Below are 11,040 nucleotides of genomic sequence, written 5' to 3'. Positions count from 1 at the left end.
TGCGAGCCTATGCATTGGCGACCCATGGCGATGGCGCTATGGGCAACGCGCGAGCGCCCTTAGCTCAGTTGGATAGAGCACGGGACTTCTAATCCTGAGGCCGCAGGTTCGAATCCTGCAGGGCGCGCCAGTTTCCCCCTTCCACAATTCATCTGGCGTAAAAGCGTGCATGGGCTGCGCGAGCGGCGAAGGGGCGAAGGTCTGGGCCTTTACATGCCGCTCCCGGCGACTACCGGTCATGGTGGACGCGATGGAAGGATTTCGGATGCTGGTGCGCGGACTATTTGGCGAAGAGGGGCTGGAAAGAAATCTCGGTTTCTGGGTGCCGCTCGCGCTGACGGTGGCGATCGTCGTCCTGGGGGTGCTGGTGCACCACGGCTTCTTCTGGGGCCTCGTCGTCGTGGGCCCGCTGCTGCTGATCGCGCTGTGGGACATGGTGCAGACAAGGCACTCGCTGCGCCGCAACTACCCGCTGATCGCGCGTTTCCGCTGGCTGTTCGAGGATCTGCGCCCCTTCCTGCGCAGCTACATCGTCGAAGGTCCGCTGGAAGGGCGGCCCTTCGACCTGGTCTCGCGCTCGCTCGTCTACGCCCGTGCGAAGAAGCAGGAAGATGCGCATCCGTTCGGAACCGAGCTGAATGTTTATTCGGAAGAATACGAGGCGCTGTGCCATTCGATCAATCCGAACCCCAAGGCGCCCAAGCGCACGCGGGTGCATGTGGGGACGGACCAGTGCAGCAAGCCCTATGACGCCGCCCGCCTGAACATCAGCGCCATGAGCTTCGGCGCCCTCGGCGATCACGCGATCGAGGCGCTCAACATGGGCGCGAAGATCGGCGATTTCTATCACGATACGGGGGAAGGGGGCCTTTCGCCCTATCACCTCAAGCATGGCGGGGACATCGTTTGGGAAATCGGCTCGGGCTATTTCGGCGCGCGCGACAAGGACGGCAATTTCGATCCTGAAAGTTTCCGCGACAAGGCGCAGCACGACCAGGTCAAGATGACCGAGATCAAGCTGAGCCAGGGCGCCAAGCCCGGCCATGGCGGGCTGCTGCCGGCCGCCAAGGTGACGCCGGAAATCGCCGATACGCGGCAGGTCCCGGCACATCAGGATTGCCTTTCGCCGCCCGGCCATTCGGCATTCTCGACCCCGCGCGAACTGCTCGAATTCGCGGCGAGAATGCGCGAGCTGTCGGGTGGCAAGCCGGTCGGCATCAAGCTGTGCGTGGGCATGCCGCACGAGGTGTTCGCGATCTGCAAGGCGATGCTCGACAGCGGCATCACGCTCGATTTCATCGTCGTGGACGGCGGCGGCGGGGGCACCGGGGCGGCCCCGCTCGAACTGTCAGACCATGTGGGCCTGCCGCTGCGGATCGGACTCTATTACGTCAACAATGCGCTCATCGGGACCGGCCTGAAGGACAAGATCAAGCTGGCGGCGTCGGAGAAGGTGTTCTCCGGCAGTTCGATCGCGATGAACGCCGCGCTGGGGGCGAACTGGTGCAATGCGGCGCGCGCTTTCATGTTCTCGCTGGGGTGCGTACAATCGCTGCGCTGCCACACCGGCACCTGCCCGACGGGTGTTGCGACCAGCTCACCCGCCCGCCAGCGGGGGCTCGTGATCCCGGAGAAGGCGCAGCGCGTGGCCAATTTCCAGTCCAGAACCCTCGACAGCCTGCATGATATCGTGGTCGCCTGCGGCCTCGCATCGCCTGACGAGTTCACCCCGCGTCACCTGCGCCAGTGGAAGAACAACGCGGAGATGGTTCCGTGGTCGCAGATCGTGAACGAGGTGGAGCCCGGCAGGCTGCTGCACGAACCGGACGCCACCCCCTTCGCCGAATACTGGCGGATGGCCGATCCCGATACGTTCAAACCGGTTGCATAGGCTGGCCGGATGCCTGACAGCGAGCTCCGCCGAACGGGGCGGCGTTGCCGGGTTGTGGATTTGTCGCACAATAAGGGTGCCGGACGGTGCGATACCCGGAACCGGTGCACCCGCACCCGGTTACAAGGGCAGCACCATTCAGGAGATATTGCCATGAGCAGCGCCGAAGCCATTTTCGATCGGCTCAAACAGGATCATGACCGGCATCGCGCCTTGCTCGACCGGCTGATGGAGACGCACGGCGACAGCGCGGAGCGAGAGCGGCTGTTCACCGAGCTGACCAAGGAATTGAAGAGCCACGCAGCGGCGGAAGAGCAGGCGCTCTATTCCACCATGCTGCGCAAGCCCCCCACGACGGACGAGACCCGCCACTCGGTCGCCGAGCATCACGAGATCGACGAGATGCTCAACGATCTCGCCGCGACCGACATGTCCGAAGGGGCGTGGCTGCAGAAGTTCAAGACCTTCGACCACGATTATCGCCATCACATCGACGAGGAAGAGGAAGACCACTTCCCCGACTTCAGGAACTATCTCGACAAACAGGATGTCGAGCATATGGCGACCGTGTTCGAACGCCGTAAGGCGGCAGAAAAGGACGAGGCCGAAGTGACTCCCGAAAAGCAAGAAGACGCCAAGGAATAGTGTCCGGGCGAGGGGGCAGCTCTGAACTCAAGCGGGCGATCGCCGCCGGCGAGGGGGAAGATGCATCGGTCGAGCCGGGAATCTGGCGCTACGCGATTGCGGAGCGGATGGCGGTCGTCATCGACGGCGAGGATTACTTTGCCCACGTACACAATGCGATGTTCAACGCCCGCACCCAGATCGTCCTGATCGGGTGGGACTTCGACACGCGCATATCGCTCCGCCGGGGCGAAGAGTGGCAGAACGGCGGTGTCGATCGGCCCGCCAAGCTCGGCAAGTACCTCACATGGTTGGTGAAGGAGCACGACGGGCTCGACATTCGCATCCTCAAATGGGGCCTGTCATGGGTGCAGTTCCTCAAGCGCGGGCGGATGGCCTACGACATTGCGCGGATGTGGATGGTGAAGGGGATCAGCTTCCGCTTCGACAGCCATCATCCGCCGGCCTGCAGCCATCACCAGAAGATTGCGGTCTTCGACCGCCAGCTGGCGGTGTGTGGCGGGATCGACCTGACCTATGACAGGTGGGACACGCGCGAGCACCTGGAAGAAGACCCGCGGCGGATGAACTGGCCGGGCAGCACGCACGGGCCCTGGCATGACATCACGGTCATGATGACCGGCCCGATTGCCGGCGCGCTGTTCGATCTGTGCGACACGCGTTGGCAGGTGGCGGGCGGTGACCCGCTCGACCGGCCGGCCCGGCCTGACAAGAACCCGTGGCCGGACAAGCTTCGTGCGGATTTCGAGGATGTCGAAATCGGCCTTTCACGCACCCGCACCGAATGCGGTGAGGTGACCGAAGTGCGCGAGGTGGAAGAGCTGTTCCTGGCCCATTTCGCGCGCGCGAAGCGGTTCATCTATATTGAGAACCAGTACTTCACCTCGCGCAAGATCGCCGAAGCCATCGCGAAGCGATTGAGCGAAGCCGATCCGCCGGAAATCATCATCGTGCATCCGCGGCATGCCGATGGCTGGCTGGAGCAACAGGCGATGGACCACGCGCGCGACCTGATCGCCGAAGCGGTCGAAGCCGCCGATGCGCGTGACCGGTTCGAGGTTTACGTGCCCTATACGGGCAAAACGTCGATCTACGTCCATGCCAAGCTGATGATCGTCGACGATGAGGTGCTGCGGATCGGATCGGCCAATCTCAACAATCGCTCGCTGGGGCTCGACAGCGAGTGCGATACGGTGCTCGACGCCACGCGCCCGCACAACTCCGGGCGCGGGCTGGAAGAGCGGATTCATGCGATCCGCGTGTCGCTTCTGGCCGAGCATTGCGGTGTCGAGGAGCCGGTGATGAAGGCCGCGCTCGAAGAACACGCGACGATGCAGAAGGCTATCGCGGCGCTCGGATCGGAAGGGCGAAGGACGCTGCAACCCTACGTGCCGCCGACCAAGACCGAGTTCGAGCAATGGCTCGCCGAGTCGGCGATGCTCGATCCAGAGCGTCCCTCGGGCATCCTCATGCCATTTGCGCGGGGCGGTCTTTTCGGCAAAGGCGGGCGGCTCAAACGGTTGCGCGACAAGGCGAAGAGGAAGTTGCTTAAATGAGTAGTCTGGTTGGACCCGACGAAGATCGGGACGACGGCAAGCCCGCGGTGCCAGAGGATGTGCAGGCGGCGGTCCGGACGCTGATCGAGTGGGCGGGCGACGATCCCTCGCGCGAAGGCCTGCTCGACACCCCCAAGCGTGTGGCCCGCGCCTGGAAGGAATACTGCATGGGGTACCAGGAAGACCCTGCGGTCCACCTTAGCCGGGTGTTCGAGGAAGTGGGTGGCTACAATGATATCGTGCTGCTGAAGGACATCCCCTTCCAGTCGCATTGCGAGCATCACATGGCGCCCATCATCGGGGTGGCGCATATCGCCTACCTGCCCACCGATTTCGTTGTCGGCATTTCGAAGCTTGCGCGCGTGCTGCACGGCTTTGCAAGGCGCTTGCAGGTGCAGGAGCGCCTGACCGCCGAGGTGGCCGAGTGCATCTGGAACAATCTCAACCCCGAAGGCGTGGCGGTCGTGATCGAGGCGAGCCATGCCTGCATGACCGCGCGCGGCGTGCGCACGCCGGGCGTCACCATGGTCACCAGCAGAATGATGGGCGTGTTCCGCGAAGATCAGCGCAGTCGCGAGGAAGTGCTGAGGCTGATGGGCCACTGAAACGTCCCGGCCACCTGGTGGCCGGGGCGATACCTGCCAGTCAGGGCGCGCCGTTCTCGGGGCCGATCCCGTGGGAGAGAATGTCGCTGGCGGCCTGCTCCGCAAGTTTGGCGGTGTCGGCGGAATCCTCACGGTCGGCCCAGACGGCGTAACGCAGCCCCAAAAAGACGTTCATCCCCATGATCGCCCAGGCATGCGCTTCGCCCAGATCGTCGCGCAGCTCGCCCGCTGTGGCACCGGCGCGCAGGCGGCCGAGGATGCGTTCTGCGGTCTTTTCGTAATGTGCGCGGTAGCTCTCGGGGTCGACGAACTCGGCTTCGTCGATGATGCGGTAGATTTCGTGATGCTCGCGCGCAAAGGCGAGGAACGCGGCGAGGGCAGCGCGCTCGGTATCGAGCGCGTCGAGATCACGTTCGGCCAGGCGTTCGGCAGCGGCACGCCGCACCCCCTCGCTCAGGTCGCGCACGAGATCGCGGAAGATCGCCTCCTTGCTGCCGAAATAGGTGTAGAAGCTGCCTAGCGCGACGCCCGCGCGGCGGGTGATCGAGGCGATCGAAGCTTCGTGAAATCCGCGCTCCCCGAATTCGATCGTCGCTGCGTCGAGCAGTTTGCGCCGTGTCCGTCGCCCCCGTTCGGTTGCGGGCGGGGTGGGTGAAATATCGGGATCGTTCCGTGCCATCTTGGTCACGTTCTATGGCCAAGCGAGCAGCGCGACAAGCCGTAACTTGAAACATGGTTCAGGTTTCAATATGGAGAAGGCATAACAACGAACCGGAGAGGGTATTTGATGATGCATAGCTTCAGCAGAGGCGGTTTCGGCGTGCGCGCCGGCCTGATGGCGGGCGTCGGATTCGCGGCGTGCATGGCGGCTCCGGCAATGGCGCAGGACGCGCCGGAGGAGGCCGACGATTATGCGATCGCCGAAGACACCGGGCCGAGCGGCGCAGTCATCACGGTAACCGCGCGGCGGCGCGAAGAACGGATCACCGATGTTCCCGTCTCGATCACCGCACTGAGTGGGGACGAACTCATCAAGGGCGGCGCGCTGGACATCGTCGATGTCGCCAAGGACGTCCCCAACGTCACGTTGGAAGTCAGCCGCGGCACGAACACCACGCTCAGCGCGTTCATCCGCGGCGTGGGCCAGCAGGATCCGGTCGCCGGGTTCGAGGCGGGCGTCGGCCTTTATGTCGATGACGTCTATATCAACCGTCCGCAGGCCGCCGTGCTGGACATTTACGATCTCGAACGGATCGAAGTTCTGCGCGGACCGCAGGGCACGCTCTATGGCCGCAACACGATCGGCGGTGCCATCAAGTACGTGACCACGCGCCTGCCTGACGAGACTAGCGTGAAGGTACGCGCCGCCTACGGCTCCTACGACCAGGCGGACCTGATCGTCACCGCATCGACCCCTATCGGCGACAGCGGGTTCAAGATCGGCGCAAGCGGCGCGCGGTTGAGCCGCGGCGGTTTCGGCGAGAACCTCAACCTGCCGGATGTGGACAACTACAACAAGGACGTGTGGGCCGCGCGCGGGACGATCGAATACGACGGCGGGCCGCTGTTCGTGCGTCTTTCGGGCGACTACGTGAAGGACGACAGCTTCGCCCGCCAGGGCCATCGCCTGATCCCGAGCCTGCTGACCGGCGCGCCCGTGCTAGATGATGTCTACGACACCCGCGCCGGATTGAACGTGGTCGACCAGGAAGTGGAAGCCTATGGCGGGGCGCTGTCCATCTCGCTCGATGTGTCGGACACGATCACGCTCAAGTCGATCACAGGCTATCGCGAGGACAGCTCGACCAGCCCGATCGATTTCGACAGCCTCCCGGCAGCCGATGTCGATGTCCCCGCGATCTACGAAAACGACCAGTTCAGCCAGGAACTGCAGTTCCTATACCAGAGCGATCGGCTGAACGGCGTCCTCGGCTTCTACTACCTCGACGCCAGCGCCTTTACCGCCTTCGACGTGGCGCTCTTCACCACCGGGGACCTGCTCTACCTGCTCGACCCGAGCACGGATCTGCGCGGGTACAATGCGCAGACGCTGGGCGATGTGAACACCGAAACCTGGTCGGTCTTCGGCGACTTCACTTATGATCTGACGGACCAGCTGAGCGTTTCGGTGGGGGGCCGGTACACCAGCGACAAGCGGACCAGCAAAGTCCTGCGCACGACCTTCGTCGGCGGCTATTCGGACCTTTTCGCGACCGGGGCGACCCCGATTGCGGTCACGTCGGGCTTCGAGGGAAGCGACACCTTCGAGGAATTCACGCCGCGCGCCTCGATCAGCTTCAAGCCGAGCCCCGATCACAACCTCTATTTCACCTACTCGAAGGGCTTTAAGGGCGGCGGCTTCGATCCGCGCGGGCAGACCTCCGCTGCGCCCGATCTCGATGGAGACGCCGATATCGACTACGACGACCAGTTCCAGTTCCTGCGCTTCGCACCGGAAACGGTCGACAGTTACGAGCTGGGCTACAAGGCGTCGCTGTTCGACGGGCGGATGCAGATCGCGCTGGCCGGGTTCCTCGGCAAATACAGCGACGTCCAGATCCCCGGCTCGGTCGGTATCGATTCCAATGGCGACGGTATCAACGAGACTTTCATCGGCGTCACCACGAACGCCGCCGACGCCGACATCAACGGGATCGAGTTCGAAGGCGACCTGCTGGTGGGGCAGAACTTCGCAGGCGCCGGCAGCCGCTTCGGCGTGAACTGGGCGTTTGGCTACCTCGATGCGACGTTCAACGAGTATATCGACAATTTCGGCAACGACGTCGCGGATCAGCGCGTGTTCCAGAACACGCCCGAATACACCGTGAATGCAGGCTTCGATCTCGGCCTGCCGGCTGCCAGCGGGATGCTCGACCTGATCGGTGCCGTCTCGCTCCGCTCAGATGCAAGCCAGTTCGAAGTGCCCAACAGCTTCCTCGATCAGGACGGTTTTGCCCTGGTCGATGCGAGTGTCGTGTGGACCGCCGATTCCGACCGGTTCAGCATCGGCGTTCATGGCAAGAACCTGTTCGACAAGCGCTACATCGTGTCGGGCTACAACTTCGTCGCCGGCGACGGTCGCGGAACGCCATTCTCGCCGACGCTCGGGCTGGAGGGCACGCTGACGGGCTTCTATGGTGACCCGCGCCGGGTCTTCGTGCAGGCCGAAGTCCGCTTCTGACGCCTTTTGCCCATGGGCATGCAAAAGGGCGGCGCGCACGATCGAGGAGCGCGCCGCCCTTCCGTTTTTGGCTCGACCCTTTGGTCAGGCCTTGAGGGGCACCGACTTTCCGGTTTCATCGACGCTGACGAGCGTGAACAATGCGGAGGCCGCGCGGCGGCGCTCCCCACTCAACACGCCTTCGGACCACAGCTCGACGCCGACGCGGATCGAACTGCGGCCGGTCATCGTCACCGCGCAGACCATTTCCACCATGTCGCCCTCGACGATCGGGGCGACGAAATCGATGCGGTCGGACGAGGCCATAACCAGCACGGCGCGCGCATGGCGGGTGGCGGTGATGAAGGCGGCCTTGCCCATCATCCGCAATGCGTCACCGCCATAAAGCGTGCCGTAGTGGTTGGTCTGCCCGGGAAAGACCATTTCGGCGAGGTGGAGGACCGACGGATCGGGCTCCCCGTCCGGCGCATCCGCCAAGGGAGGCAGCGGGAGCCTGGTATCGGGGCCCTTCTTCGCGACGAGGGTGAAGGTGCCGCAGGTGCACAGCCTTCGCTCTCCCAGCACCGGGGCTTCGGCGACCAGTTCCACCTTCACGTCGAGCGAGCTGGTGCCCACGCGTACGACGCGGCCGGTCACTTCGACCAGTTCGCCCTCCCGCGCGGGAGCCGCGAAATCGATCCGGTCGCAGGACGCTGTAACGAAGGGCGCGCGCCCATGGCGGCTGGCGGAGAGGAACGCCACCTTGTCCATGTGGGCGAGGGCGACGCCGCCGAACAGCGTGCCGTGATGGTTGGCATCGCCCGGGAACACCGTGTCGATCAGACGCACGAAACCGTTAGCCTGCCTGCTGGCAGACGATGTGGAAGACTCATTGGCGGGAGCCGGAGGCATGCTGCCTCCGGCTCCGCCGTCCGTGATGTCCACGGGCGCGGGCCTAGAGCTGGCCGAGCATGTGCTCTGCGCTAGAAACCTTGAAGTCGCCGGGCTGCTCGACGTTGAGTTTGCGCACTTCGCCGTTGTCGACGATCATCGAATAGCGCTGGCTGCGCTTGCCCATGCCGAAGTTCGATCCGTCCATGGTCAGGCCCACAGCTTCGGCGAAGTCGCCATTGCCGTCGGCCAGCATGGTGATCGCATCGCTGCCGTCGGCCTTCTGCCACGCGCCCATCACGAAGGGATCGTTGACCGAGATGCAGGCGATCTCGTCGATGCCCTGGGCTTTGAGCTCTTCGGCCTTTTCGGCGAAGCCGGGCAGATGCTTGGCGGAACAGGTCGGGGTGAAGGCCCCGGGCACCGCAAACAGCGCGACCTTGCGGCCGGCGAAGAATTCCTTCGTATCGACCGGCTCGGGCCCGCTTTCGCCAGCCTTGGAGATCTTGACCTGGGGGATGGTGTCGCCTTCGGAAATCTTCATCGGATATGTCCTGTTGTTATCGCGGTTGGCTTTCTTTGGCCTCCTGCACGCACGTGGGCAATGCCCTTGACGGTTCGTGCGAGACAGAAGTCCGTCAACCTGACTACGGGCCGGGGCGCATTTCTTTCCGGCGTACACCGGCGATTGGCGTCCGTCCGGCGGATTTGCCGCACCGCCCACGGCGCTCTGCGCTTGCGGATATAAAGAAGTCTTTATATGTGGCTTCGAGACAGCGGGACTCATGCAGCCCCCGCAGATGAACTTTCCCCCGGGTTCCCTGCGCCTCATGCGGCGTATGCCCAAGACAGCCGAAGGAGCAAGCCGAGCATGGCTACCAAGGAACAGGACTACATCGTCAAGGACATCGACCTCGCGGACTACGGCCGCAAGGAAATGGAAATCGCGGAGACCGAGATGCCCGGCCTGATGGCGCTGCGCGAACAGTATGGCGAAAGCAAACCGCTGAAGGGCGCCAAGATCGCCGGTTCGCTGCACATGACCATCCAGACCGGCGTGCTGATCGAGACGCTGGTGGAACTGGGCGCGGACGTGCGCTGGACCACCTGCAACATCTATTCGACGCAGGATCACGCCGCCGCCTACATCGCCGACAAGGGCATCCCCGTGTTCGCGATCAAGGGCGAGACGCTGGCCGACTACTGGGACTACGTTGCCAGGATCTTCGACTGGGGCGACGAGCCCTGCAACATGATCCTCGACGATGGCGGCGATGCCACCATGTTCGCGCTGTGGGGCGCACGGATCGAAGCGGGCGAAGAAATGCCCGCGCCGACCAACGAGGAAGAGCGCGAAATGCAGCGCGCCCTCAAGGCCTTCATCGAACGCAAGCCGGGCTACTTGACCAAGACGGTCGAGACGATCCGCGGCGTGTCCGAAGAGACCACCACCGGCGTCAACCGCCTCTATCAGCTGGCCAAGGCGGGCAAGCTGCCGTTCCCGGCGATCAACGTGAACGATAGCGTCACCAAGTCGAAGTTCGACAACAAGTACGGCTGCAAGGAATCGCTGGTCGACGGCATTCGTCGCGGCACCGACGTAATGATGGCCGGCAAGGTCGCCTGCGTCGCGGGCTACGGCGATGTCGGCAAGGGCTCGGCCGCTTCGCTGGCGGGTGCCGGTGCGCGCGTCATGGTCACCGAAATCGATCCGATCTGCGCGCTGCAGGCGGCGATGGACGGGTTCGAAGTCGTCACGATGGAAGAGGCGACCAAGCGCGCCGACATCTTCGTGACCACGACAGGCAACAAGGACGTCATCACCGTCGACCACATGCGCGACATGAAGGACATGGCGATCGTCGGTAACATCGGCCACTTCGATAACGAGATTCAGGTCGAAGGCCTGGCCAACATGAAGTGGACCGAGATCAAGCCACAGGTCGATATGGTCGAATTCCCCGACGGCAAGCGGATGATCCTTCTCTCGAAGGGTCGCCTGCTCAACCTCGGCAACGCGACCGGCCACCCCAGCTTCGTCATGAGCGCCAGCTTCACCAACCAGGTGCTCGCGCAGATCGAACTGTTCACCAAGGCCGGCGAGTACGACAACGCCGTGCACGTGCTGCCCAAGCACCTCGACGAAGAGGTCGCCGCGCTCCACCTCCAGAAGCTCAACGTGAAGCTTTCCGAGCTGAGCAAGGAGCAGGCCGACTACATCGGCGTGCCGCAGGAAGGGCCCTACAAGCCCGAGCATTACCGCTACTAAGTCGATATCGACACCAAGCACGG

Annotated in this window: 9 protein-coding genes and 1 tRNA gene; 7 read left to right on the top strand and 3 right to left on the bottom strand. The window is 63.7% G+C overall.

Annotated features, from left to right (window positions below; all coding sequences use genetic code 11):
* Positions 1 to 53 precede the first annotated feature (53 nt).
* From ACYQ0L_RS02490 to folE, 5 genes are all read left to right on the top strand, one after another.
* Positions 54 to 130: transfer RNA gene (locus ACYQ0L_RS02490), tRNA-Arg, on the top strand.
* Positions 131 to 250: 120 nt separating this feature from the next.
* Positions 251 to 1,891, top strand: coding sequence for an FMN-binding glutamate synthase family protein (locus ACYQ0L_RS02485; RefSeq protein WP_459787344.1), 1,641 nt, complete (start codon positions 251 to 253; stop codon positions 1,889 to 1,891).
* A 153-nt stretch (positions 1,892 to 2,044) separates the two neighbouring features.
* Positions 2,045 to 2,536, top strand: coding sequence for a hemerythrin domain-containing protein (locus tag ACYQ0L_RS02480; protein ID WP_459787343.1), 492 nt, complete (start codon positions 2,045 to 2,047; stop codon positions 2,534 to 2,536).
* Positions 2,536 to 4,092 (top strand): phospholipase D-like domain-containing protein, encoded by a 1,557-nt coding sequence (locus ACYQ0L_RS02475; RefSeq protein WP_459787342.1) that lies wholly within the window; start codon positions 2,536 to 2,538, stop codon positions 4,090 to 4,092. The genes ACYQ0L_RS02480 and ACYQ0L_RS02475 overlap by 1 nt, the downstream gene beginning before the upstream one ends.
* Positions 4,089 to 4,697 (top strand): GTP cyclohydrolase I FolE, encoded by a 609-nt coding sequence (gene folE, locus ACYQ0L_RS02470; RefSeq protein WP_459787341.1) that lies wholly within the window; start codon positions 4,089 to 4,091, stop codon positions 4,695 to 4,697. The genes ACYQ0L_RS02475 and folE overlap by 4 nt, the downstream gene beginning before the upstream one ends.
* Positions 4,698 to 4,737: 40 nt before the next feature.
* Here folE and ACYQ0L_RS02465 read toward each other — a convergent pair whose 3' ends face one another.
* Positions 4,738 to 5,376: a TetR/AcrR family transcriptional regulator gene (locus ACYQ0L_RS02465; protein ID WP_459787340.1), complete on the bottom strand. Its 639-nt coding sequence runs from the start codon at positions 5,374 to 5,376 to the stop codon at positions 4,738 to 4,740.
* 111 nt (positions 5,377 to 5,487) lie between these two features.
* Between ACYQ0L_RS02465 and ACYQ0L_RS02460 the strand changes: the two genes are divergently transcribed.
* Positions 5,488 to 7,878, top strand: coding sequence for a TonB-dependent receptor (locus ACYQ0L_RS02460; RefSeq protein ID WP_459788018.1), 2,391 nt, complete (start codon positions 5,488 to 5,490; stop codon positions 7,876 to 7,878).
* A gap of 84 nt (positions 7,879 to 7,962) precedes the next feature.
* On the opposite strand, the gene ACYQ0L_RS02455 is transcribed toward ACYQ0L_RS02460, so the two are convergent.
* A complete protein-coding gene (locus tag ACYQ0L_RS02455) occupies positions 7,963 to 8,706 on the bottom strand; it encodes an acyl-CoA thioesterase (RefSeq protein WP_459787339.1) in 744 nt (247 codons plus the stop codon).
* A gap of 106 nt (positions 8,707 to 8,812) precedes the next feature.
* The gene (locus tag ACYQ0L_RS02450) at positions 8,813 to 9,292 is read right to left on the bottom strand and encodes a peroxiredoxin (RefSeq protein ID WP_459787338.1); all 480 of its coding nucleotides are present in this window, start codon (positions 9,290 to 9,292) and stop codon (positions 8,813 to 8,815) included.
* Positions 9,293 to 9,619: 327 nt separating this feature from the next.
* On the opposite strand from ACYQ0L_RS02450, the gene ahcY reads away from it, so the two are divergent.
* A complete protein-coding gene (gene ahcY / locus ACYQ0L_RS02445; protein ID WP_459787337.1) occupies positions 9,620 to 11,017 on the top strand; it encodes an adenosylhomocysteinase in 1,398 nt (465 codons plus the stop codon).
* Positions 11,018 to 11,040 lie beyond the last annotated feature (23 nt).

It is taken from the genome of Alteriqipengyuania triglochinis (assembly GCF_054655655.1).
The sequence above is the reverse complement of the archived record's forward strand: the minus strand, read 5'-3'. Positions and strand labels throughout refer to the sequence as shown.